21 protein-coding genes and 3 tRNA genes are annotated in these 24292 nt (G+C 38.2%); 17 read left to right on the top strand and 7 right to left on the bottom strand.

What is annotated here, in order from left to right:
• Positions 1 to 36: 36 nt before the first annotated feature.
• The 3 genes from C0Q33_RS07340 to C0Q33_RS07330 are packed head-to-tail and all read left to right on the top strand — an operon-like array spanning position 37 to position 1997.
• Positions 37 to 966 (top strand): ABC transporter ATP-binding protein, encoded by a 930-nt coding sequence (locus tag C0Q33_RS07340; protein ID WP_245867383.1) that lies wholly within the window; start codon positions 37 to 39, stop codon positions 964 to 966.
• Positions 959 to 1720 (top strand): ABC transporter permease, encoded by a 762-nt coding sequence (locus C0Q33_RS07335; protein ID WP_101477938.1) that lies wholly within the window; start codon positions 959 to 961, stop codon positions 1718 to 1720. Before C0Q33_RS07340 ends, C0Q33_RS07335 begins: the two co-directional genes overlap by 8 nt.
• Positions 1721 to 1757: 37 nt before the next feature.
• On the top strand, positions 1758 to 1997 hold the full coding sequence (locus tag C0Q33_RS07330) for a hypothetical protein (RefSeq protein ID WP_101477937.1): 240 nt from the start codon (positions 1758 to 1760) through the stop codon (positions 1995 to 1997).
• Positions 1998 to 1999: 2 nt separating this feature from the next.
• Here the strand turns inward: C0Q33_RS07330 and C0Q33_RS07325 are convergent.
• A tRNA-Gln gene (locus tag C0Q33_RS07325) sits at positions 2000 to 2072 on the bottom strand.
• A 675-nt stretch (positions 2073 to 2747) separates the two neighbouring features.
• On the opposite strand from C0Q33_RS07325, the gene C0Q33_RS07320 reads away from it, so the two are divergent.
• From C0Q33_RS07320 to C0Q33_RS07290, 7 genes are all read left to right on the top strand, one after another.
• Entirely contained in the window at positions 2748 to 8219 is a 5472-nt protein-coding gene (locus C0Q33_RS07320) for a hypothetical protein (RefSeq protein ID WP_101477936.1), read from the top strand.
• 195 nt (positions 8220 to 8414) lie between these two features.
• Positions 8415 to 9518: a hypothetical protein gene (locus C0Q33_RS07315; protein ID WP_101477935.1), complete on the top strand. Its 1104-nt coding sequence runs from the start codon at positions 8415 to 8417 to the stop codon at positions 9516 to 9518.
• A gap of 148 nt (positions 9519 to 9666) precedes the next feature.
• Positions 9667 to 9978: a cytochrome c oxidase subunit II gene (locus C0Q33_RS07310; RefSeq protein WP_101477934.1), complete on the top strand. Its 312-nt coding sequence runs from the start codon at positions 9667 to 9669 to the stop codon at positions 9976 to 9978.
• Positions 9979 to 10401 (top strand): cupredoxin domain-containing protein, encoded by a 423-nt coding sequence (locus C0Q33_RS07305; RefSeq protein WP_101477933.1) that lies wholly within the window; start codon positions 9979 to 9981, stop codon positions 10399 to 10401.
• A gap of 58 nt (positions 10402 to 10459) precedes the next feature.
• Complete coding sequence (locus C0Q33_RS07300; RefSeq protein ID WP_101477932.1) at positions 10460 to 12001, top strand: cytochrome c oxidase subunit I; 1542 nt, start codon at positions 10460 to 10462, stop codon at positions 11999 to 12001.
• A 1-nt stretch (position 12002) separates the two neighbouring features.
• The gene (locus tag C0Q33_RS07295) at positions 12003 to 12983 is read left to right on the top strand and encodes a plastocyanin/azurin family copper-binding protein (RefSeq protein WP_101477931.1); all 981 of its coding nucleotides are present in this window, start codon (positions 12003 to 12005) and stop codon (positions 12981 to 12983) included.
• Positions 12983 to 13429, top strand: coding sequence for a COX15/CtaA family protein (locus C0Q33_RS07290; protein ID WP_101477930.1), 447 nt, complete (start codon positions 12983 to 12985; stop codon positions 13427 to 13429). The genes C0Q33_RS07295 and C0Q33_RS07290 overlap by 1 nt, the downstream gene beginning before the upstream one ends.
• On the opposite strand, the gene C0Q33_RS07285 is transcribed toward C0Q33_RS07290, so the two are convergent.
• Entirely contained in the window at positions 13419 to 13973 is a 555-nt protein-coding gene (locus tag C0Q33_RS07285; RefSeq protein ID WP_101477929.1) for a hypothetical protein, read from the bottom strand. The two genes, C0Q33_RS07290 and C0Q33_RS07285, sit on opposite strands and share 11 nt — an antisense overlap.
• A gap of 101 nt (positions 13974 to 14074) precedes the next feature.
• Here C0Q33_RS07285 and C0Q33_RS07280 point away from each other — a divergent pair, with 101 nt between their 5' ends.
• The 3 genes from C0Q33_RS07280 to C0Q33_RS07270 all read left to right on the top strand — a co-directional run bounded on the left by C0Q33_RS07280 (position 14075) and on the right by C0Q33_RS07270 (position 15634).
• Positions 14075 to 14671 (top strand): SRPBCC family protein, encoded by a 597-nt coding sequence (locus C0Q33_RS07280; protein WP_101477972.1) that lies wholly within the window; start codon positions 14075 to 14077, stop codon positions 14669 to 14671.
• 57 nt (positions 14672 to 14728) lie between these two features.
• Positions 14729 to 14817, top strand: a tRNA-Lys gene (locus C0Q33_RS07275).
• A gap of 181 nt (positions 14818 to 14998) precedes the next feature.
• On the top strand, positions 14999 to 15634 hold the full coding sequence (locus C0Q33_RS07270; RefSeq protein WP_245867379.1) for a twin-arginine translocation signal domain-containing protein: 636 nt from the start codon (positions 14999 to 15001) through the stop codon (positions 15632 to 15634).
• 461 nt (positions 15635 to 16095) lie between these two features.
• Here C0Q33_RS07270 and C0Q33_RS09320 read toward each other — a convergent pair whose 3' ends face one another.
• Complete coding sequence (locus tag C0Q33_RS09320; protein ID WP_165776466.1) at positions 16096 to 16272, bottom strand: hypothetical protein; 177 nt, start codon at positions 16270 to 16272, stop codon at positions 16096 to 16098.
• Between the two features lie 40 nt (positions 16273 to 16312).
• On the bottom strand, positions 16313 to 17227 hold the full coding sequence (locus C0Q33_RS07265; RefSeq protein ID WP_101477928.1) for a branched-chain amino acid transaminase: 915 nt from the start codon (positions 17225 to 17227) through the stop codon (positions 16313 to 16315).
• A gap of 75 nt (positions 17228 to 17302) precedes the next feature.
• On the opposite strand from C0Q33_RS07265, the gene C0Q33_RS07260 reads away from it, so the two are divergent.
• Positions 17303 to 17551 carry a hypothetical protein gene (locus C0Q33_RS07260; RefSeq protein ID WP_245867377.1) on the top strand — a complete coding sequence of 83 codons (249 nt, stop codon included), beginning with the start codon at positions 17303 to 17305 and terminating at the stop codon, positions 17549 to 17551.
• A gap of 333 nt (positions 17552 to 17884) precedes the next feature.
• Here C0Q33_RS07260 and C0Q33_RS07255 read toward each other — a convergent pair whose 3' ends face one another.
• On the bottom strand, positions 17885 to 19300 hold the full coding sequence (locus tag C0Q33_RS07255) for an amino acid kinase family protein (protein ID WP_101477969.1): 1416 nt from the start codon (positions 19298 to 19300) through the stop codon (positions 17885 to 17887).
• Positions 19301 to 19385: 85 nt separating this feature from the next.
• Positions 19386 to 20402 (bottom strand): glycosyltransferase, encoded by a 1017-nt coding sequence (locus C0Q33_RS07250; protein WP_101477927.1) that lies wholly within the window; start codon positions 20400 to 20402, stop codon positions 19386 to 19388.
• 87 nt (positions 20403 to 20489) lie between these two features.
• On the opposite strand from C0Q33_RS07250, the gene C0Q33_RS07245 reads away from it, so the two are divergent.
• Positions 20490 to 20564, top strand: a tRNA-Val gene (locus C0Q33_RS07245).
• Between the two features lie 133 nt (positions 20565 to 20697).
• On the opposite strand, the gene C0Q33_RS07240 is transcribed toward C0Q33_RS07245, so the two are convergent.
• The gene (locus tag C0Q33_RS07240) at positions 20698 to 21354 is read right to left on the bottom strand and encodes a hypothetical protein (RefSeq protein ID WP_101477926.1); all 657 of its coding nucleotides are present in this window, start codon (positions 21352 to 21354) and stop codon (positions 20698 to 20700) included.
• Between the two features lie 449 nt (positions 21355 to 21803).
• Between C0Q33_RS07240 and C0Q33_RS09660 the strand changes: the two genes are divergently transcribed.
• Both C0Q33_RS09660 and C0Q33_RS07230 read left to right on the top strand, forming a co-directional pair.
• Positions 21804 to 23369, top strand: coding sequence for a pyridoxal-phosphate dependent enzyme (locus tag C0Q33_RS09660; protein WP_245867375.1), 1566 nt, complete (start codon positions 21804 to 21806; stop codon positions 23367 to 23369).
• Between the two features lie 190 nt (positions 23370 to 23559).
• Positions 23560 to 24087 (top strand): NADH-quinone oxidoreductase subunit B, encoded by a 528-nt coding sequence (locus C0Q33_RS07230; RefSeq protein ID WP_101477925.1) that lies wholly within the window; start codon positions 23560 to 23562, stop codon positions 24085 to 24087.
• Positions 24088 to 24292 lie beyond the last annotated feature (205 nt).

Below are 24292 nucleotides of genomic sequence, written 5' to 3'. Positions count from 1 at the left end.
AGTAGATAAATTAGTGGGAAGAAAAGATCGCTCTTGTTGTATTGCATAGAAGCTAGATTACTTTCAAAATCTTATGGTAACTTTATGGCAGTAGATAATATTGATCTGCAAGTACCGTCAGGCAAAATTTTTGGATTTTTGGGACCAAATGGTGCTGGAAAGACTACTACGATGAAGCTTTTGACTACACTAATTCCGCCTACAGGGGGACAAATGAATATTCTGGGAATTGATGCAATAAAATCACCCCTTGAGGTAAGGAAAAAGATCGGGGTTGTATTACAACAGCCAAGCTACGAGCCAACTCTGAGTGTTGAAAAAGCACTTGATAAATATGGCATGATGTGGAATGTTGAAAAAAATATTCGCAAAGACCGTGTTGAAGAACTTCTTGTTGCATTTGACCTTGTAGATATTAGAAAAAAGAAGAATGATGACTTGTCCATAGGACAGAGACGTAGAGTACAGGTAGCACGGGAATTTATGCATGACATGGAATTGTTATTCTTGGATGAACCTACTGTAGGACTTGACCCGTCTGCAAGAAGAGGCTTGCTTGATTTTATCAAAGGAAAGGTAAAAGACGGCCTTACGATATTTTTTACTACACATATTTTGGAGGAAGCTGAATATCTCTGTGATGATATAGCAATAATTAACAAGGGGAAGATAATTGCAGTTGATACTCCTGGGGAACTCAAAAACAAGTTTGGAAAAGAAAAAACTATCAAAATCCACATATCGGAACAAAAAGACATCTCTTCTCTCCTGGCTGGCATACCAGAGTGTACCATTGAGCATGACTCTGGTGTTATTATTACAGTCCGTTCAAGTCATTCAGAACAGGTTTTACAAGATATATTAAAAATACTTGCTTCAAATGATATGGCAGTAGAAGACCTAAGTGTTGTACCTACTAGCTTGGAAGAGATATTTCTTTCAGTGGTGAAAAATTCTAATGCATGAAATAATCCGTCTGGTAAACAGGAATCTTACAATTTCACTTAACATGGGATTTGTTATCTGGCAGATAATCTTTCCACTGATTTACATTTTTGTTGCAGGCTTTGCGTATACTGCATTGATACATCAGGTACCATTTGGAAACAAGACACTTGACTATCCTGCCTTTATTGCAACAGGGATGATTGGGTTCAATATAATGAATAGCACTCTGATATCTGGAATAATAATTTGGAATGACAGAAGACATGGAATGTTTGAGCAGATCCTCGTAGGGCCATTTACACGAGCCCAGTATATTGTGTCAAATGTCTATACTATTGGAATTATAGGACTGGTAAGTGCTGCAATGATAACTGCTGTAGGATATCCGCTGTTTTTCAAGCAGGTAGAGTTTAACATATTGACTGTTCCGCTTGTGATATTTGCATCAATTACTGGTTCTATTTTATTTGGTTCTATTGCATCTATAATATCAACTAGACTAAAGTCAAGCGAGGGATTCAATGTTATAATTAATACAGTATTTTTGTTCTTTGCATTTGTAAGTACGGCATTTTATCCTGCACAGGGCGCTCCACCTATACTGTCTACTGCATTTTACTTTAATCCGCTAACATATCTTGTTGATGTGGTTCGTGCTGGAATATTTGGATACTTTAATAGTCTTGTTGCAACTGAGATGATAATTCTGGGAGTTGGTGCTGTGATACTATTTGTAATTGCAACCAAACTTTTGTCAAAATTGGAGATGTAAAATTTCCTTTAAATTAGACTTTGACTATTATGGTATCATGCAAGTAAAAAGACGCAGCAGTTTCTGGTTTTTGTTACCTATTATATTCAATGTAGCTGGAGGAATTATTGCATTTTTTGTAATAAAAGAGGATGATCTAAAAAAAGCCAAGAACTGTCTGTACCTTGGATTGATTCTTGCTGCCATACCTATTCTATTGATTATGGTACCCATCTTGATTGGAATTACTCTATTGCCACACTTACCAAACACTTCTTCAAATATGCATTATATGTAAAGTAGCCCGGCCCAGACTCGAACTGGGGTCAAGGGCTCCAAAGGCCCCTATGCTTGACCGCTACACTACCGGGCTTCTTTGGAACCTTCATCTGCATTCCTTTATAATGTTACTTTATCGCGCGAGAATCTTATTAGACCTGAAACGATATTTGGGATATAATACGAATATTACTGATTATTGTTGTAATATATTTTGGTAATGATGATACTCGTATGCACAAACCGCAAACAATCTTGCAGCATTTGTTCAAATCAAAGTACAAGACTATGAATGGTAATTTAGTATCATATCGAGTGCACTAAAATAACCATTAATTGATGTGGCAAAACTCAATCAATTGCCTGATCAAAACTCACCGCAGATCTTGTTGACATATGGAGAATAGAACTGGAGAAAATATGTCTTGCTTAATTTGTATGCAGAAAAGAAGTTTACAAGTAGATTCTGGATTTTTGATTATACTCAAAAAACAATCAGGCCCATACAGTACTATCATGAGGATTCAAGATATTCATTTGTTGCATACGTATTATTGCTATATGTAATTATACACTAATAAGAGAAAAACAATGAAAAATATTCAGCGATCTACAAATAAGAGACAAATTTGTAAATTCTTTATACATGCATTATGAATTTTTCATAAAATTAACTCATGATATCAAAATAACATGCTTTAGACCTAGAAAATGAACAAATCGTCCATTATACTTATATATCAATTTCAGACCAATTCTTATAATAACTATGTACAACAACATATTACGAAAAATAACTAGTCTAACACTATTAACAATACTTCTAGCGAGCAGTGCAGTAGTAGGAATGCCAAACGCACTCCCACACGCACAAGCTCAATCAACAAACGCAAACTTGTTTGTCTCTGCTGAAAATTCTCAGTGGAATAACTACTTTGCCGGTCCTCAAGTTGTCCAAGTAGTCGTGGCTGATCCTGATATAAACAGATTAGACCAGTCTTATGGAGAACCTGTAGTAACCGTCAACGGTAAGAGACTGAGAATGGCACAGGCGACAGACGGAAATTGGTATGCGTACTTTGCGGATAGAAATCAAGCAATTACAGCAGCTAATACCCAAGTAGGTATTAGTGGTAAAGGCCTCAACTTTGGTGGATTCTGTTCTTCAACAAGTGCCTTAGGTGGCCAACTTGGAGGATTATCATACTCTGATACAAAGGGATTCACCATTGCACAGGGTGGTCAAGGTTCTACAAATCATACTCTAGGTCATATAGTTACCTCAGGAACGTTTGGTAGCTGTACAGATCTAGGTGGTAATGATAACGGCTATCTCCAAATGGAACACGTTGTGAGACAAAATAAGACTCTCAACTACAATCCATCAGGATTTGGTTCAAGTAAGAACATGACCGAATATACCCACATTTGGCCAGTAATTCAGCTCTATGATTTCTCAGCAATTCCAACAACAGTAACAGTTGATTATCAAAAGAACGGTGGCGACCAAATCGTCAACTTGACTTTTGACAGGATTCCACAGAATCTAATCACTACTACTGCAGATAGAAGCGCTTATCCACAAAACTCTCAAGTCTTCATTCAAATCAACGATCCACAGTTAAACATAGACCCAACAGAAGATGATTCGTGGACATGGGGCACTAATGCTAACAACAATACAGCATTTTATGAGCTCTTTAACCGAAACGGTGGTACTGATGCAGACGGCACAGCCGGTGCACAAAACCTCGTCGGTAACATGACAACCATGATGTTCAACCACAATGGAAAGTTAACATTCGCTCCAACAGCACAATCTGTAAGAGTAGTTGACTTCGAAGCAAACGGTAAACAAATCTTCTATGGTACACAGCGTGGTGACCCAGCTAAAGTCAGTACTAAATCAGTCACTGCTACTACTGGTTCACAGCCAATGACCTTCAATGAGCAAGGTGGTGTAAACACTGGAATCTTTGGTAACTGGGACGGTGGTAAGAAATCAAACGTTGTAACAGTAGATTCACCAATAATACGAGGCCAGTCTGCAGTTGTAAGATACAATGATATCTCTACAAGTATCGTAGGCGGTTTCGCATTTGCAACTCTAACACAGACTGCACAAAATAATACTTGGGCATCTGGTCAGAGAATTCCGGTTACTCTAACTGACAACGATGATAACAAGAATGCAAAACTCTCTGAGAGAATGTTCCTCTGGGATCCAACATACAAGAGATCCACAGCAATGGTCATTGGAACTCCATTTACCTTATCTAGCGGTGGTGTAGCAGCAGAAAATGCTACATTAATCAGCCAGATAAGAGCCACTCAAACAGCAGTTTCCGGTATTACTACCGTGAGATTGACTGGTGGAATTGGTGTGAATAATCACAATGCAAGTTCCGTGAACAAGCAAGAGGATGAAGCATTTAGCGCAAGACCAATCTTCAATTTCACAAATCAAACTGGTTCAGGAACATTTAACGCAGGTGCATTAGGCACCGGCACAGGTCTATTCATTGACTTAAAGACAACCATGAATACTCTGTTGAATACAATTCATCCTACAAACAGGACATTGAATACACAGAATTTCAAGGGATTCAACTTCCTCAATTATGACGTGAGATCATTCTCTAGTCTTAATCAGGCAACAGGTGGATCAATTTCTAATGTTCAGGTATTCCTAGCATACAATGCAACTGGAACTGCCTTAACAGGTCATGGAGGTAAGGACGGCTTACCAAGTGGAGCATTAAACTTGATTTCACTGGTAAACGACACCAATACACAGGACTTTGTCAACTTGAACGGTACAACCACTAACGGCGTTACTGGTTCACCTACCGCACAAGTAGCAAATCCAGCTCAATTGAATAAAGATCTGTTTAATGTTCCGAAGACAGCTCCAATTGGTATACTCATTAACTTCACCACAAGTGGAGGAAATGTTGTTCTATCCTCATCACAGGGTGGACAACCAATAGTAGTTGATTTCTTCAGCGTTGGTCTAATCGGTGACGGTACACAAAATAATCAAAGAATCAACAACGGCATTTACAGGTATGAACTTGAAGAGACCGGTGACAACACTGGAGTCTTTACAGGTACAAACCAGTATCTAATGCTCAACCAGTTGAACATCTTTGATCCAAATACCTACTCCGTATTAAGAACCATCCAGCATGATGTGTACTTCCCAGCAATTCAAGACATGCTCCAGTCAGAGGCTCGTGCTCCACAGATCACATACTTGGATCTTGGTGCCGATGGTGTAAACACACAGATATCTGCACAACAAGATATCCCAACTCACACTGGTGTCATTTCATTTGATAGCAAGACATACAAGATAGGCGATACTGTGACAATTACACTAGCAGATAGTGACCTTAACGTTAACAACGACTTGATAGATATCTACACAGCAGTCAAGCCAACAACTGGCCTAGGACCAAATTCTGGTAATAACCTCGGTAATATTCAAGACAATGCAACCGATACAATCGGTAAAGCAGGCCTTGGAACATTATCAGATGGCCACGCATTTGGTAGACTCGCAGATGTCGAATTTGGTCAGCAAAACGTTAGATGGTCAGATGCAAACATGGGTCACACATTAAGTGGCGCAACAACTGCATTCACATCTGAGAACACTGGTTCATGCTTTGGCGGTAATAACGCAATACTTGCAGATGACAACAATACGGCAACCGTTGGTGGATTTGCATCAAGCTTATCCGCTACTGGCTTCTCACTAGTTGAGACTGGCCCATCAACAGGTATCTTTACTGGTACCTTTGAAGTCCCAGACCAATTGTGTCAAAATAGCGCAGTAATTTCATCAGTAGGTCAGAACATCAAGGTCAACTATGTTGACTTTAGAGATGACTCTGGCAAGACTGTAGAAGTTTCTGACAATGCAGGTATACAAGGCAACACAGGTTCAGTCAAATTGGACAAGGCAGTATATCCAGTACCATTTGGTAGCATTGCTACTGCTGGTGTTGGTGACTTCCCAGTTCCAAATACTAAATCTACAACCAGTGAAGCAGGTGTCTTCCCAATGCACAGAGATCTTACTGGCAGCGGTTTAACCGCTCTCAATACTCTGTCAAACGGTGACGTTTTAATCCATATCAGAGTAAATGATCAGGACTTTAACTTAGCCGCAACGGGTACAGACCATATTGCACAAGGTGTAAATGACGTGAATCACGGCCCAGTAGCAGTACAGATTACAAGACAAGGAAACTCAGTTCTATTAGCAACCGCTGGAGGTCCAGCAGTCTACAACGGCGGCGGAGGTGTATCACCTGGTACCATCGTTAACCTAAACGGCACAGCCATTCCGGCTACCGCAACAGGACTTAACGGAGGTACTAGCGATCCAACTTGGCCTGCTGTTAGAGATCTTGGTCCAATGACCGAAATCGCTCCAGACGCAGGAATCTTCCAAGCAGACTTGCCAATTAGATACTCTGACGGTCCTACAGGTACAGACTGTCCATCAACACAAACCCAGTGGACTCCAACAGATGGAACCACTAGTACTGCTGAAAAAGACAGATTCCATACCGTCCATTCTTCTGTATCTACAACCCAACCATCAGGCAATTACTGTGTAAGACAAGGTGATGTACTCACCGTAACCTACACAGACTTGAATGATGCTTCAGGTCATACACAAACTGTCACAGATTCTTCAACATTTGACTTAAGAAACGGTGTACTACAATCAGACAAGTCCGTATACATCATCGGTTCAGACATGATTCTCACACTCGTGGAACCAGACTTGAACCTTGATTCACAGACTGCTGAAACCGTCCCACTAGATGTCATCGAATGGGACTCACATGCCTTCAAGGGCACAATGGGTCAACAAGGTGGCCAGGCTTCTGCATTTGATGCAAAGCCAGGTTCATTTGTGGAGACAGGTAAAGACACAGGTATCTTCCAATCAGTAATTAAGATTCCATCAACATTGAATAATAATTTACTTGAAAGAGGAGAACAGATCCAATTAGAATACACTGACTGGGGTCCAGCAGGCTCCAAAGTAGTAGGTGCAAACAGTCAAGATATTGACTTGACCATCTACACATCAAACTTTGGTGCAACAGTTGAACTCGATCAGAAAGTATACACTTGGACTGACCGTGTCTACATAACCGTAGTCGCACCAGATCACAACTTTGATCCAAACCTTATCGACACCATTGGTACCAACAATGAAAACACAGTAAGTGTTTCCACAAGAGGTAACAGCATCGCACAATATCAATTGGTCGAGACTGGAGTCGATACAGGTATCTTCACAGGTTACGTCATCCTCACAGGAGATCCCAACTTAAAGGGCTCAACTGGAGTTGACGGAGCAGGCTTGGAACCAACAGGTTCAGGCCCATCAGGAGTCGGTCCAACAGACGGATTCTTACCTTCTGAAGAACAGGACGGTGTATCAGTATCGTTTGAATTCACAAGAGATCAAACAGTTACTGGTTCAGCACTCATCCGATGGAACATTGGTGAAATCAAATGGTTAGAAGCATCCTATCCAGCAAATGGACAAGGAGTATTGCAGATAGTTGACCCAGACATGAACCTTAATCCAAAGGCAGTCGACAAGTTCGACACCAACGTATGGTCTGACTCTGATGCTGGTGGTATCAAACTCACCATGACAGAGACAGGTCAAGCAACAGGTATCTTCCAAGGTACAGTGTACTTTACCACTAACTTCCAGTCATCTGGAAACAGACTCCACGTTGCAGAAGGCGATACAGTTACAGGCGAATATGCAGACAGAACTCTGCCAGCCCCATACACACCATCTGATCAATTGCGATTGACATCGACAACATTCATTGGAACAATCGTGCCACCACTCGAAAGAGCACCGGCATCTAACCCAAGAATAGTTGACTCGTTTGGCAATGCACTTAATGGCACAGTAAAATCAGGACAGCAGATACAAGTTACTGCTGACTTGACAAACGGCCAGGACAGAGATCAGCCATTTGCATACCTTGTACAAATACAAGATGCTAACGGTGTTACAGTATCACTCTCTTGGATCACAGGAACATTGACTGCAGGTCAATCACTCAATCCGGCACAATCTTGGACTCCATCAGCCTCTGGAACATACACTGCTCAAATCTTTGTATGGCAGAGCATTGATAATCCAAACGCATTGTCACCGCCTTTGAGTACTACAATCAACGTAGCATAGACTAGTCTAAAACCAAACTAACTTTCCCTCTTTTTCCTTTTTATCTTAAAAAAACTCCTAACGATAGTTCTAAACTAATTTTAAAAACTATAATCAAATTTTAGCAAACTATATAGAAAATTCAATTTGTATTTGCCTTACATTTTTTATATTGAATAGCATCAAATACTTGATTCAAGTCAATTCGTATGGGAATTGGCAAGTATACTAGCTACGTCAAGTTATCTTCTTTGCATTGCAAGTCTTTGTGTCGCAAGTTATCTTCTTTCCTTACCTAACGTACATGCAGAACAATCAGAAAGCACCGCATCTTTTACTATAACAAACGATTTCATCGAAATAAATTCAACCACTGAAGGCACAATTCAATCTCTACATATTCCAAAAGCGGATCTTTTGTTTGATGTCATAGGCAATACGGATCAAAATGGAAATCTATTGACTATTTCCATACAACGTAAACCTGAACTACAAAACTTGTACCATGACTTGGAATTGCACAAAGGATCACATGATGCAGTGTTTATCTATCCAAGCTTTACACAGGCAGCATACGAAAGGGGAGGTTTTTATGATTTTTACCGCAACAATTGTGATTCTAGCTGCTTGACAGTACCGATACCAAATAAAGTAAATGGATTTCAATCTTCAAGCATTTTTGGCGCATGGGCTTTGAAGCTATTGAATTACTCTTATGTAAAAGACCAGGATGTTGACCAGAATCCTGATATTTTAAAACAGTACAAACGAGTCATAGTATTACATAATGAATATGTGACAAAGAAGGAATTTGACGCAATAACCAGTCACCCAGATGTGATATTCTTGTATCCTAACGCGCTTTATGCCGAGGTTCAAGCAAACTATTCCACTAATACAATAACCCTTGTCAATGGGCACGGTTATCCAGATTCAACAATTAAAAATGGGTTTGGCTGGCAGTATGATAATTCAAAATATGAATATAATGTAGATTGTAACAATTGGAATTTTTACATGGCAGGAAACTATACCATGTTGAACTGTTATCCTGAATTTAAGATTCTCCACTCTGAACAATTAATACGTTCTTTACAACTGCAAGATCCAGCAGATCTAATTGATGATCTAGCTAACTGGTTAAGATATCCAAATGATCCATCCGCTGTAACTGAATTGCTAAGTGATTATGATGTACAGGGAAAACATGTACCATATTGGGTTTCTAATTCTGCAAATTTGGTTATAAACAGTGAAATTACAAAATCTGATTTTGCTAATATGATACAGTATTTGAATGACCAAAATTTGCTAAATTAATTGTGATATATCCAATAGATCTTTAACAAAAGCGATCGTAAATCACTTCATGTTCTATCTCTTAATTTTTCTTTAAAAATACAAACTTTGATCGCTGGCAATCTACAAAAGGCTTAAATAGAAAATTGTTTCATCCTCAAAACAGCAAATGAAGAGAATCATTGTTGTTTCACTATTTGCATTAATCGTATTAGCTCTTGTTCCACAGATACACTTTGCACATGCCCAATCAAGTCAGGGGCAATCTGAAAAGCAGTATATTAACCTAAGAGCTGAAGTATGGAACGAGTTCTTTAGAATGACAACTGCAGCCTTTACAGTTGGTGCAGTAGTATCAGGCACAATGATCTGGCTTGTTTGGAGATTCCGTGAATCCCATCCCAAGAACAAGATTCCTACTAGATGGGAAAAACTAGACGATCCAACCACTGGTACATACGAAAAAGAGGGTGGACATTAGATGGGTCACGATACCGCAGAATGGGTAATGGTAGGAGTAGTTATTGCAATTTTATTATATGTCGGTGTTGATTCCTGGGTTGTTCAAAAAGAAGTTGAAGACGTTCCAGCAGATGCTGAAACCATCAAAGTAACAGGTCAGCAGTGGTTCTGGAGTTTTGAGCACCAAGACGGAACTAAAGAAATAAGCACACTCCATGTAAAGAAAGGACATGCGTATAATTTTGAGATATACGGCAAGGATGTAATGCATTCTTTTAACATTCCAGATTATGTAGTCTTTGAAGATGTTGTTCCAGGTCATGTAAACCATGCATGGTTTGCACCAGATCAAGCAGGTGAATTCCCAATACAATGCAGAGAATATTGTGGTTTGTTACATTACAACATGAGAGGATCGTTAGTAGTGGAGGATACACCTTGATAATTATCAAAAACATTTTATGTATACAAAAAATATCTAGTAAATTAGAGGGATTTGCATGGTACTAGAACTAAAGAAATCACGTCCAATTTGGCAGATAATGTTTTCAACGCATCACACAGATGTGGGTTTGCTCTATACAGTGACAGGTCTTACATTCTTGTTTATGGCAGGAGTCTTGGCCATGTTGATAAGAACACACTTGTTCTTCCCAGGTCAGAACTTTCTAATCTCTGATTCTGTAACGTTTAACAGAATATTCACAGTTCACGGTCTTACAATGTTATTCTTGTTTGCACTTCCAGTTGCAAACGGAATTGGTAACTATCTCGTTCCACTCATGGTACGATACAAAGATATGGCTTATCCAAAACTAAACGCAATTGCATTTTGGATGAATCCGATTGGTGGTGTATTGTTATGGCTTGGATTCTCTGACACTTCTTGGGTTTCATATGCTCCATATTCTGTAATCAGGGCACCAGGTCCAGCTGCAGACATGATGATATTTGGCCTAAAGATTTTGGGTGTCTCATCCATTCTATCTTCCATTAACTTTATAGTCACAATTCTCAAATGCAAGCACCCAGATCTTCCACTGCGTAAAGTTCCACTCTTTGCATGGTCCATGCTTACTGTATCTCTAATGACACTTGTTGCCATGCCATCATATGCTGCAGCATTAATCATGTTACTTACTGATAGACTTGGAGTGTCAGGCTTTTTCAACCCAACAGCAGGAGGAGACCCAATTGCATACTTGCACTTGTTTTGGTTTACGTTCCATCCTGAGGTGTATATCTTCTTGTTACCTGCAATTGGAATGATGTATGAATTAATTCCTAGATTTTCACGCAAGCCGTTGTATAGTCAAGGCAGTGGTGTCTTTGCATTTGTAATGCTTGGAATGATTGGATTTGCATCTTGGGGTCATCACATGTATTCTACAGGTATGGACTTTACAACCAAAGTCGTATTTATGATTGGAACCTTAGCTGCAGTACCAGCATCTGGTATGCACGTATTTAATTTCCTTGCAACAATGTGGGGAGGCAGAATCAAATTTGCAGCACCTATGCTATTTGCAGTAGGTGGAATTGCACTATTCTTCTCTGCAGGTGCTGGTGGTGTTCTCAACTCTGCAATGCCACTTGACTTTATCAGCCATGGAACTTATTGGGTAGTAGGACACATGCACTTGTTCCTCACAGGTACAATCGCATTTGGATTTGTTGGCATGGTATACTACATCTTCCCGTTCATCACTGGAAGAATGTACAATGAAAAACTTGCAAAAATTCATTTCATTATGATGTTATGGGGAACAGTCCAAGTATTCTTTACACAGCACTTGCTTGGCCTTGAAGGAATGCCAAGAAGAATTTATGATTATCCTCCAGAGTACACCTCTTGGGTACAACTCAACCAGATTGCAACAGTAGGTGCATGGATTCTAGGTGGAGGATTCTTGGCATTCTTGATTAACTTGATATATTCTTCCTCAAAGGGTAAGGAGGCAAACATGGACGATCCATTTGACCTTGGTGGCAAGTATTACTATCCACATACTGCCAAGAATCCCCATCATATAGGATATTGATATGAGTCATACTGAAGAACCAATACTTAGGACAAGCCCTGCTAGATTAGGCAAGCTACTGGCAATTCTAATAGGAATCATGGTTGTCGGCGGTGTAATATTTTTTGCAAATTATGATTATTGGAATTCCTATCTTCCAACTGCTGGAAAAATTCAAGAAGGACTAACTTCACATGCAGCAAGTACAGGAACTGTTCAGGCAACAGGCAAAACAATTAACGTAGCTCTTGCTTTTGTAGAGTCTTCTGACTTTAAGGTATATGCCTTTAACACTGTATCATTAACTGATCCAAATCATAATCCAACGGTTAACGCAAATGTTGGAGACAAGCTAGTATTTGATGTTAAGAATTCTGGTAAATCATTTCATGCATTTGCAATAACTGATTCAACTTCAGGTCCAGGTCCTGATATTGATGGAACAGAAATTGGAACTGCTGACAACCCAATGAAACCAGGTGCATCTGGTGAAGTAACATTTGTACCACCAAAGGCTGGTACATATTATTACATTTGTGCAGTCCCAGGACATAGAGAATTGGGCATGGAAGGTAAAATTATGGTAACAGCCGGTTCTGGCAGTAGTGCTGCTCCATCTGGTGCAGTAGTTGCTCCGACTGGAAATAAAGTAGAATTTACAGTGAGTTTTGTTATGAGTGCTGACTTTAAACAATATGCATTTGATACATTACCAGGTCAACCAGGTACCAATCCTACAATCACAGTAAAATCAGGTGATACTGTAACCATTCATGTTAAGAACGATAGCAAATCATTCCATGCATTTGGAGTAGTTGTTGATCCCACTGACCCATCTGATGTATTGTGGAGTTCAGCAGCTGGAACAGCAGATAATCCACTAAAGCCTAACGCAAATCAGGATGTAACATTTGTAGCAGGTGCACCAGGAACATATCATTACATCTGTACAGTTCCAGGACATGCACAACTTGGAATGGATGCTCCATTCATAGTTCAATAATGTACTTCAAATATCTAGCACTTGCTTCTTTAGTGATTTTATACTCTCTAATGTTTATTGGAGGATATCTTCAAGCAAGTGGCCAGGGATTAACATGTCCTAACTGGCCTCTTTGCCCAAGTGGGATTTTACCTTCTGCTCAGTTTCTAACTGAATGGATACACAGATTCATTGCAGCTACAACAGGAGTCTTGATAGTTGCAACTGCAATCTGTGCCTGGAAGACCAAAGGATCGCACAAAAAAATTAGAATTACTGGTACACTAGCAGGAGTGTTTGCAGTATCACAGATAGGTCTTGGAGCTATAGTGATTAATACAAAACTTCATGCAGTTATAGTTGCAATTCATAACGGTGTTGGAATTTTACTTTTTGCAATGACTTTACTTACTGTATTGTTTGCGTTTAGGATAGATCAAAGTCAAAAGATAGAGACTAGTGCTTAGGTTTTACTTTATTTCTTGTCATCAAAGCCCACACAACTATGATAACAAATCCAATACCGCCTGATGATATGATGTATGGAAAAATATTGCCAAATACATTGAGAACTGTAATGTTGAATGTATAAGTCAGAATCTTACCGTCTGGACCCATGTCATATAGATCAACATCTACTATGTGATTTCCTGTTTCATGAAATGTATACTGTGTTGACCACTCTCCTCTGTCAAAGCTCTGTACTGGAATGGTTCCAACAAGCTCGTCATTGTAGTAAATCCTTAATCCCATCCTAAAATGATCCACCTCACTAATCTGCGTATTAAGCGAGTTCAAAATATTTGATGCTGATTGATGATTTAGTACTCTAAGACTAAGCTTGAATGGATGATTGGCTTCTGGTATTTCTGGATCGGTTGCTATTTGAACCTCATAGTTTCCTATTGTCTGATCATCAGAGTTTAGATTATTGTGTGCACTGGCATAATTTATTGTTGGAAATATTAAAAGAGCTAGAACCGCAAGAGCGGCAAAACGTATATCACTCACTATTATTTTGAGACTGTTTTCTTTAATATAATGCTACAACATCCTCCGATCTGTGAAAATTAGCAAAAGCTTTAAATCAAGTTCTACGAAAACTGCCAATGATGACCACTGTTAGTAAGACAATAGACATCAAAGAAAAAACCATGAACGTTTTTACATACTTTGCAAGACCTGAACACATCTCTGACCAATTTGAGGAGAGAGTAGGAATGACCGTAGTTCCTATGGATGTAAAGGCAGGAATGGGAGTAGGTACAACATTTAGAGTAATTGGTGACTTTGATGGTAAGAGACTAGAGTGGGACTGTGAGACAACTGAATTCATTCCAGAAAGAAAGGTTGCCGCTAAAATGATCAAAGGTCCATTTAAGAAATGGGAAATTACAGTTGATTTTGAGGAACTTGGCGAGAAACAAACCCGAGTTACCATGACAGTAAATTATGACATGCCATTTGGTCCTCTTGGCGCAATTATGGACAAGGCAAAGTTTGCAAAGATTGCAGAAAAGGGAATGGAAACTGCTTTGTATAGAGTAAGAGGCTTGTTGGAAGGAAACGGCTCGATTCCTGTGTATATCACACTAGATGCATACAGAAAACTCTTGGCAGAGAAAGAAAAGATGAACAATGCTCCGGTCTCTACTGTGCTGACAACTATTCTAGAGAAATATTCTCAAATAGAAACAGCAAAAAACTAAAATCATTTTCTTTTTGACTCAAGTTTAAATAACGAACTTTGCGTGAGCTTCTTTACCGGGTCTATGGCTCAGCCAGGTAGAGCGAGGGACTCTTAAGATCTTTCGGAGATATCCCTATGTCGTGGGTCCAAATCCCACTAGACCCGCTTCTTTCTAGTTCTAAAATACTATTTTTCATTTTATGATTATATGCGTCCTCTGATGGAATTCTCTAGTCAGTTGATCAGATGATTATTACATGTAATAAAATCTAGATGGAACCTTCACAAACATTGTTCACTTACATTGTTTGACAAGATCTTTATTCATTAAATTAATTTGAGTAATGTGACAGAACCCAAACAAGATGAGCCAAGCAATATTGATAAAAATGCCTTGACAAGACGCGACTTTTTAAAATTACTAGCAGCTGGAAGTGTCGCACTTACATTTACTCCATTTATTCCATGGGGACAATTCATGCCAAATCCCGATAATTCTGTCCCAGGAAAGCAACAAGTAGTGTTGTCCGATGGTACTAACGCAAACATCAACACATTTCCCATAAACCATTCCGAGATTATCATATATCCATCTTCAACTGATACAGTTCTTAATTCAGAACCATTCAGGCAGTGGCAGCTAATTAGATTGCCTACAGAACTTGGAGGTTCTTCAACTGATGTTACTGCATTTCGAGTTTATAGCATGGTATGCTTGCACCTGTGGTGCCTCTGGAGATATGTGCCTAGTACTGCACAACAGCCTGCTAACAATGGTCAATGCCCCTGTCACGGAAGCATGTATAATCCATTAAATGGAAAAGCCTTTGCAGGACCTGCTTCACTTCAAGCTTCCCCATCAAATGTGCTTGCAACTTTATACCTTGAGGCAGATAGTGATAACTACCTCTGGATAAAGCCAGCTACTTGGAGCCTTTATGACAATGGCATAGTAGGTTACGGACGTTTTCTTTCAACCTGAGTCTATTTTATATCTTGAAAAATCTTTTGAAATATTTTGTAACTACTCCAAGACAAGTTTTGGATTTTATACACTGATTGTTAAGACCACTGAATTTTCAAATGTCATCTTACAAAAAAATCGGCAGATCTATAAAGAGGGTTTTGTGAGTTTTGCAAAGACATGAAAGAATTTGAACAGTGGTGGAAAGGTTTGGTTAAAGAACTTGAAGAAGATATAGAAAACATAAGCGTACTAAGAACTGTAGAATCATAATATAACATCATACAAGAAAAAATCTGATTATTTTTGTTATCTAGTGAGTGCACTGACAATCAACAAGTTTTGTATCAAATGTGCAGTCATGAGGACCTTCTGACTTGGCATATGTAGGAATTTTTTTCATACAATCTTCGTGACGACCTTTTTTACAAAACCAACAAATTGAATTAGCAGTTTCATTACACTCCATGTTACTTCATCTAAAAGATAGTTACATCTCCAGGTGTAGGAGAATGATCACTTGCATCCTTGTGAAATTCCGTAAATTCTTTATGTGCACTATCTTGATGTTTTCTTAATTCTTCCAAATTTTCAAACACATTGCTACATAGATGACACTTTGGTTTGTGTTGATCAACCATTGATAGTACCATCAAGTGATATAATCTGGTTTGGCATAATTGAATCTTTCAGGTTTTAGATTAGAGTGAACCACTCTAGATAACGTTCATCTTTTCCTCTTGATGCTACAAAGAAAGCATCTTGTAGCTTACGTGTCACCTCGCCTAGTTTGCCGTCTCCAACTGCTACATTATCAATCTCAGTTACTGATTTTACTTCTGCTGCAGTACCAGTCATGAATACCTCATCTGCTACATAGAGATCTTCTCTGTCAATATCTCTCTCAATTACTGTAAATCCCTCTGACCGTGCTATTTTGATAACACTATCTCTTGTTATTCCATCCAAGATTCCAGCACTAAGTGGAGGTGTTGAGATCTCGCCTTTATTTACAATGAAAATATTTTCTGCACTTCCTTCTGATACTTTACCATGATAGTTTAGCATGATTGCTTCATCATAGCCATCTCTTAATGCTTCAACTCTTGCAAGTGCAGCATTTGCATAATTTGATGCAGCCTTTGCTTGCATGGGTTGAGATCTAGAATCTATTCTTAGCCAACTTGATACCTTACACCTGGCTCCCCGTACCTTTCCTGCACTGGATTCACCAAGATTCCATTCCCAACAAGCTATTGCAACTTGTACTTTATTTGGAGTTGGTGTAAGACCCATAACACCATGACCATAATATGCAATGGGTCTGATGTAGCATTCTTTTAATTTACTTGCTTTGACTGTCTTGATTATTCCACCCGAAATTTCTTTTTTTGAATAAGGCATTTTCATTGAATACATTTTTGCAGACTTGAATAGTCTGTCTACATGTTCTGGTAATCTGAAAATCATTGGACCCCTTGGAGTGTTATAACATCTAATTCCCTCAAATATTGCAGTTGAATAATGTAATGCATGAGTAAGGACATGGACTTTTGCATTTTTGTATGGCACAAGTTTACCATTCATCCAAATCTTACTTTGCTCTTTCATACAAAATTAGATAGAGTTTGGTAATTTAAAGAATTAATCAAATCTGAATGAGTTATCATTACTGGAAAGGCGCGGTTGTCTTTAAATCAAGGAAAATACCATGACTTTGCTATGACACCACAACCTGTATTATCAATAATCTCTGTTGCCTTGTTTGTTATCGGTCTTGTAGGTAATGGATTTGAGATGAGAAAGATTCGTCTGTCCACAGCAGAAGGGCAACTTGTCCCAAAGAATGCATTTCTTGACAAGCGCAACTTCAAGTGGTATGCGTTGATTGGGATTGCACTTGTACTATGGGCAATCAACGGTTCCTATACGTGATCTATATAGATCAGGTCTAAATATTTCCTTGTCGTAATATAATTAGCGCGTGTTTTGGGTAACGCCGAGCTGATTCTAGATAAAGAGGCTCAAGAATAAACCCACTTTGACATCCTACAGGTATGGACTTGTAGGGGTCAAATGTTATACAAATTCTGATATACCAAAGATAGAAATTCTAGTAAATAATCCTGATTTTTATATATGGTTTTAAGAAAGACTGGAAAACACAAGCGAAAAGCAGATCAGAGAGCTGCACGCAGAAAAAGAAAAAAGTAAAACCATCGTTTTAATTTTATTATGCCAAAATTATTCCGATGATATTATTTTCAGTTAAACAAATTTTATTTTAGATCTTTCAGCATGAACTGCACGAATTGCTTTTTCTATACTGTCTCCACTATCCTCAATTATTATTATGATTCGAGATGTCTCTTCCTGGGCATCCATGTTGAGGATGTTCAAACCTGCCTCACCTATTCTGGAACTTGCCTTTGATGCGACTTGCTGAACACGCCACATTTCATCCCCAATTAAGGTTATGACACCTCTATTGTAAGTTATGGATGCTAATGAGTCAAATCCTAAGATGTATCTTTCATTGCGCTTAACATAGTCGCCATCTAGAAATAATATTCTTGTAAATTCAATATCATCCTTAGTAAATGGCGACAAGACTACAAACTCACTATATCTTTTATCTTTGTCTAGTGAATGGAACAATTTTTCAGAAGAATCCTTTTCAATTCTAACAATAGCACAATTTTTTTTCCCTGTAACTATTTTAAGTGGATGACCGTTTTTTTCACCAAGTTTTCTTTCAATTGTTGTAATCTTTTCAGGTTTGCCCATGTCCGTAATTATTATTGGCATTTCTACACCATTTTCCACAATCTCTTTAATTGCAATTGGATCTAGAATCTTCATTCCAAACATTCCTGCGATTCTTGCCTCATTATATGAGAGATGAGTAATGCTTTCTAGTTCTTCTTTGACAACTCGTGGATCTGCAGATAATACAGCACTATCCTTCTCAAAATCAATTCTAGTATGGTATTTTTTATTAAAAAGAATACCAAGATCTGCTGCTGTTCTGTCAGAACCTCCTCTCTCATACGTTGTTTCTATTCCATCTTTTGTCTTTCCGATAAATCCGCCTATTGTCAAAACGTCATTTTTTTCTAACAATTTTTCAACATCATTCATTGTCTCAAAAGACTCGGTAGCAAGAAAATTTGCAGATTCTAAATTATTATCAGTAATTATGGGCCATATGTCAAATGTTATAGCTTCTGACTTTATACCAAAACTTTTCAAGACATAATTCATCACTTGTGACATTAATATCTCGCCTGAATATGCAAGTAATCTTGCCCTGGTTTCATTGGCAAATTCTCTTTTTTGTAGTGTTTCTGTTAATGCAGCTTCAGCCTTTGCTAAAAAAGAGTCGATGATTCTATTACAATCACTTTGAAGCGTCTTATCTATTAATTCAACAATTTTTTGATATGGTTTTTTTAAAATGTCAATACCAACATTCTCTCCTTTTTCTGCCATGCGTCCAATCTCAAGTGCAATATCAGTAAGTGATCTTTGTTTTCCGTTATATGTTGTAAGGGGGGCAGAAAATACCGTAATTACTTTAGAGTCTTTTTTTAGCTCATTTATCCTTCTAATGATTGTTGGAATTAGTACACCATCAACACCAACTGCACTTCCACCAAATTTTGAAATAATTAGGTTTTCCAAAACTTGGTTTCCTCTCTTCAAATCCTTCTATAAAGTATTGGATATTTTCAAGATTCACCTGTTGCATTAATCTTCAACAAAATATCTAGGACAGAAAATCTCTTATAAGATCTGACGCCCTTTTTGCTCCATCAACAGGCTGCGGATTTCTTCTCTGGTTAATCTTTTCCTTGATTAATTTGTCTAGATGAAAAATATCATCATATTTGTACCCTAGCTCCTTTGCATTCTCCTCTTGCTCAAAATGACCCTTTATTGGAATAAATATTCCAGGCGTTCCATAATGCCTTGATTCATCTATGGTGGATTTTCCAGCCAGTGAAATAACCAGGTCTGCTGCAAATACAACCTCATGCAAATTATTTACAAATCCCATATTTCTGATATGTTGCAGATCTAAGTTAAGAGATGGGCCAGATACAATAACAAGTTCTACATCTAACTCAATTTTTGGATAAACATCAAGAATTTTTTCTATCAAAAATCTTCCAGAATCAGTTCCACCAATACTTACAATAATTGTTTTTTTATGAAAAGCAAACTTTTCTCTTAATTGTTCGCGTGATTGTGTAGTTTTACGAACTATTGGCCCAACTCTTACTATGTTACCTTCGTCCTTTCCATTCTCTGGTAAAATTACAAGATCACACTTTTTAATTATTTTTTTCATTGACTTGTTCATTTGATTTTCAATTATAGAGCCAATTCCTTTTGCAAATTTTGTTTCAAGTATATCAGTTACCAAAACAGTTTTGATTCTTTTCTCTTGAGCCACCACTAGTGATGCAAAGTCTTCATCACTTATGACAAGTTTTGGGGAACAAGTTTCAAGTATTTGAGATGAAATTACTTTACACTCTTTGTAATAGGAATAGTATCTAAAAAGCCACTTTAGAGGCTGTTTAAGATTACCGTTTTCAATTTGAAAAGGTGGAGGTTTGTATAGGTTATCTACATCAAAGCCATTCTGTGAGATAAATTGAGAAGCAGCTCCTCCACTCACAAATTTTTTTGTTATTCCGTCCAAATTCTGAGATATTGCGATATCTCTTGTTGCATGTCCTAATCCTGTAGGGCTAGAGAAAAAAACAAGGTCTAACATATCTGTAATTTAATTAACGTACAATTTCTTCATTTTTATTTTGAATAATTCTCAAAGTTTAAATGCATTTTAAATTGGAGCTTGCTTGGGTTCATAGTCCAGACCGGTTATGACGTCGCCCTTACACGGCGAAGATCCAGGGTTCAAATCCCTGTGGACCCATTTACTCCAGTATCCGGAACCCCGTTCTAAACCCCTTAAATTCAACACAAATCCTTGTCTGCGAAAACANNCCGACTTGTACTCTCACTTGAAGATGTCAAATCAAGTAAATTATGAAGTGATGAAAATCTAATCAAAGAGAGATGCTATTGGAGTATATTGGCATTATTGAAAACATGACTGTTGTAGTAACAGAAAAGAATACCGCACCCATTATAAGAAATATCAGCTGCGTTTTTTTAGAAGCAAAAACCCTACCAATTCCCTCTAGAAAAGAAATACTGGCATACATTGTTGTAAAGAAAACATAATTTGATGCAATCGAACTCATCTTATCTGCATTTTGAGATTTTTCATCTGCTAATTGTAAGAAACTATTTACTTTATCCGAGTCTGACGGATTTGGATATTCAGGCATGTCAAATGGAGTAGTCTTTGCTTTGGTATTGTTAAAAGGATCAGTCTTTATCCATGCGTCAAAGGCAGTCTTCATTTCTGGTCGAAAACTATTCTTATAATATTCACTTAATTTTTGATTATGATTTGATTCCGCATTGATATATCCAGTAAATTCAATTATGTCAATTATCTCAGACTGCCTTTCCTTTAGTTCAGCAGTTGTAAATTCACGATGTGCAGTGTTTGCCGCTTTTAATTCAAATGTCAATGCACTACTCCATAACTCGTGTTGATATCCACACCAAGCTGTTACAACAACTGTCAATCCGAGTATGGCTGCATAAGCAAGATCCATCTTGTCTAATTTACGATTCTTAACATCAGATGACATTATGTATAATCACTGTATTCAAAAGACGATTAAAGTTAAAAGTTGCCAAATGGGTCTTTTTGATTACAAATGGGCCTGTTAAATGTGGTGGATATAGAGGCACAAGAAAAATTGGTATATTTGATATTGGATGTATAACTTGTGATGTAAAGTAAGAATTTAATCAAAAACTCATCGGCCTAGTTCATTGTCCTTCAGAAAACCTTTAAGGTTCTACAAGCGATGTTCCAATAGGACATTAAAGGTGTTGAATTTTAGAAAATGAATATACACTTTTCAATTAGGCACAAGTGGGTCTAAAATAAGCCCATGATGGTACTTGAATCCCCCGATGTAGATGTAACACGAGTCTGAAATTATTAAAAGATAGTAACTGTGTATTACAGGCTAAACTTTAGAATCTTATATTTTATAAGACGTTATTTCACACTATAGCACGGCGAAGAAGATTGCAGGAAAATAAAGGAAGTGACATTGACAGTGTTCTGCTTGAGCAATTTGATAGAGAGATATGGAACAAAGTTCCTCATCTAGAAGAAAAACCAGACGGAGTGAGAGTTGTTAACACAACACCCCTAATTGATATTACTGAAGATTTGAGGGAGTGTGCAAAAAAAGTGTACGGACTGGATCTTGCAGATAAAGATCTGCAAGTTTTCGGCAAGTTCGATTCTAATTTACTAGCAGGTTCCATAAAAGTAAGGCCGGCAGTCCATATAGTCCACGATGCTATTATCACAGGCAAGCTAAAACGTGGACAGACAATATTTGAAGCTACATCTGGTAACTTTGGTATCGCGTTGGGACAGATAGCAAAGATTGGCCTAGATGTAGTTACACTTGTATCGAGAAGGCTTCAGGAAGGAGTATTTGAGGAGTTAAGAAACGAGAAAATTCGTATCATAAATCTTGACATGGACATCTGCCCTGCTCCGGGAATGAAGGACAGCTCGAATCTTTTGGCTGCCAAAGCAACTGCTTTAAACATTCGTTCACAGCTCTCTGAATTAGGCTTTGACCCTACGATTTTTGATAGTTCAAGTTCTAAGGTAGAAGTACTTCTTGCAAAACAGGATATCATAAACTTGGCAAAGCTTCTTGCAGAGATCTACGGCTGTTTCTGTCCAGAACAGTACGACAATGAGCTAAACATCGAGGTACACAGAACTGTGACCGCAACTGAGATTGATCAGCAATTGCGCGAAAAAAGCCAGTCGCTTGCAGAATTTCAAATTGTCTGTACCTTTGGTACTGGTGGCACATCTGGTGGTTTGAGCAGATACTTGATGGAAAAATTTGAAAAAAAGTCACTGCATGTGATCTTTCCACTAAGTGATCAAGATGTTGCAGGAATAAGGACAAAAAACAAGGCAGCGGGTTTAAAGTTCTATGAGCCTGAGCGATATGCTGGACAACATGAAGTAGATTTTGGACAGGCAAAACGTCTTATGAAATTTTTTGTAGACAAGGGTCATGACATGGGGGAAAGCAGTGCCCTTGCACTTTATGCGGTCATGCAGATGGTAAACTTTGGCGGTTATGGAGGAAAGTTTGTCGTAGTAATTGCTGATGGAATCCAAAAGTACAGAAAGAGTCTGGAGGCTAAAGAAATAAAGCAGAACCGTTTGCAGGTTAACCTACAAGAAGCTCTTTCTGATATTGGTACATATGATAGAGTTCTCTGGATTCATACACAGTATACTCCACAAAAGGAAGGAATAGAGCTAATTGCAAATTCGCTGGGCGTTGATGAAAGTAAAATCTTTGTTCCAAAGGCCAGAGATGTGGAACGACTTTTAGCAACCCACGAGATTCCAAAAGAATTGGATGCAGCATTTGGAGGAGCTGATGGAAAGTCATTGCTTGTTTGCATGATGGGAAATACTTCGCTCATGGTTGCTCAAGTACTTGCTGGCAAAGGAATTGCGGCTGAAAGTTTGAATGGTGGGATAAACGCACTTTCTCAAGGGAAAGGCAAGCAAATTTCTCAATTGGTACGAGTAGCTACCGAATAACAAGTATCTGATAAGATCAAAGTTCTGTCATTATTTTATTTTAGACCCTTTAGCCTTTGAGACATGTGTGAGTTTGAGTCTTATGGGACTCAATCGTCTGAAAATAAAAAAATTACAATTTAGAACTGTTGTACCGTGTAAATAATCTAAACCGGTTTAATAGGGACTGAGACGTAATAGACACAGAATAATGTTAAAAGAATTACTTAATCAAGATACGGCACCGCACGCAACTAATGTTTTACTTGGAAAGCTTGGTGATGTACTTATCAAGGCAGTAGGAAAACCATTTGACATGGCAATAAACTGGGGCAGAATTTACTCTTTATGGCCAGTTCATCTTGAGACTGCATGTTGTAGTGTAGAATTTGGTGCAGCATCTAGTCCTAGATATGACGTTGAAAGATTTGGTATTATCGAAGCATTTGGTTCTCTCAGACAATGTGATCTTATTGTTGTCATGGGAACTATAACCAGAAAGATGGCTCCTAGATTGAGAATGGTATATGATCAGATGCCTGATCCAAAATATGTCATAGCAATGGGAGCATGTGCAATAACTGGAGGATTATACTTTGACTCATATAATGTACTACCAGGAATCGATGGGGTTCTTCCCGTTGATGTTTATGTTCCAGGTTGTCCGCCTAGACCAGAAACACTAATCCAAGGATGTATGTTACTTCAAGAAAAAATAAAACGGATGAAGGCTAAATAGTAGAGTCAATACCATGTCTCATTTGATCTATAAACCATAAATTTTAGAGAATATATCTTTTAATCACATTTGATGATTAAAACACGTATTGATTGGAACCAGAAAATAAACCCCATAGTAGATAGGGTTTCAGCCATTGAAGTTCTCCGTGCTAACTTTCGGGGTTGAAATTTTTATAAATTAATACAAGATCGAAGATCTGATG

It is taken from the genome of Candidatus Nitrosotalea bavarica, from assembly GCF_900167955.1.
Classification (GTDB): Archaea; Thermoproteota; Nitrososphaeria; order Nitrososphaerales; family Nitrosopumilaceae; genus Nitrosotalea; species Nitrosotalea bavarica.
This window is presented reverse-complemented; position numbering and strand designations above follow the sequence as displayed.

Coding starts and splice junctions, on each gene's coding strand:
- C0Q33_RS07310 (WP_101477934.1), top strand. CDS start 9,667: ATGAAGAGAATCATTGTTGTTTCACTATTTGCATTAATCGTATTAGCT.
- C0Q33_RS07330 (WP_101477937.1), top strand. CDS start 1,758: ATGCAAGTAAAAAGACGCAGCAGTTTCTGGTTTTTGTTACCTATTATA.
- C0Q33_RS07240 (WP_101477926.1), bottom strand. CDS start 21,354: ATGTCATCTGATGTTAAGAATCGTAAATTAGACAAGATGGATCTTGCT.
- C0Q33_RS07335 (WP_101477938.1), top strand. CDS start 959: ATGCATGAAATAATCCGTCTGGTAAACAGGAATCTTACAATTTCACTT.
- C0Q33_RS07230 (WP_101477925.1), top strand. CDS start 23,560: ATGTTAAAAGAATTACTTAATCAAGATACGGCACCGCACGCAACTAAT.
- C0Q33_RS07265 (WP_101477928.1), bottom strand. CDS start 17,227: ATGAAAGAGCAAAGTAAGATTTGGATGAATGGTAAACTTGTGCCATAC.
- C0Q33_RS07280 (WP_101477972.1), top strand. CDS start 14,075: ATGACCACTGTTAGTAAGACAATAGACATCAAAGAAAAAACCATGAAC.
- C0Q33_RS07295 (WP_101477931.1), top strand. CDS start 12,003: ATGAGTCATACTGAAGAACCAATACTTAGGACAAGCCCTGCTAGATTA.
- C0Q33_RS07250 (WP_101477927.1), bottom strand. CDS start 20,402: ATGTTAGACCTTGTTTTTTTCTCTAGCCCTACAGGATTAGGACATGCA.
- C0Q33_RS07290 (WP_101477930.1), top strand. CDS start 12,983: ATGTACTTCAAATATCTAGCACTTGCTTCTTTAGTGATTTTATACTCT.
- C0Q33_RS07305 (WP_101477933.1), top strand. CDS start 9,979: ATGGGTCACGATACCGCAGAATGGGTAATGGTAGGAGTAGTTATTGCA.
- C0Q33_RS07300 (WP_101477932.1), top strand. CDS start 10,460: ATGGTACTAGAACTAAAGAAATCACGTCCAATTTGGCAGATAATGTTT.
- C0Q33_RS07320 (WP_101477936.1), top strand. CDS start 2,748: ATGTACAACAACATATTACGAAAAATAACTAGTCTAACACTATTAACA.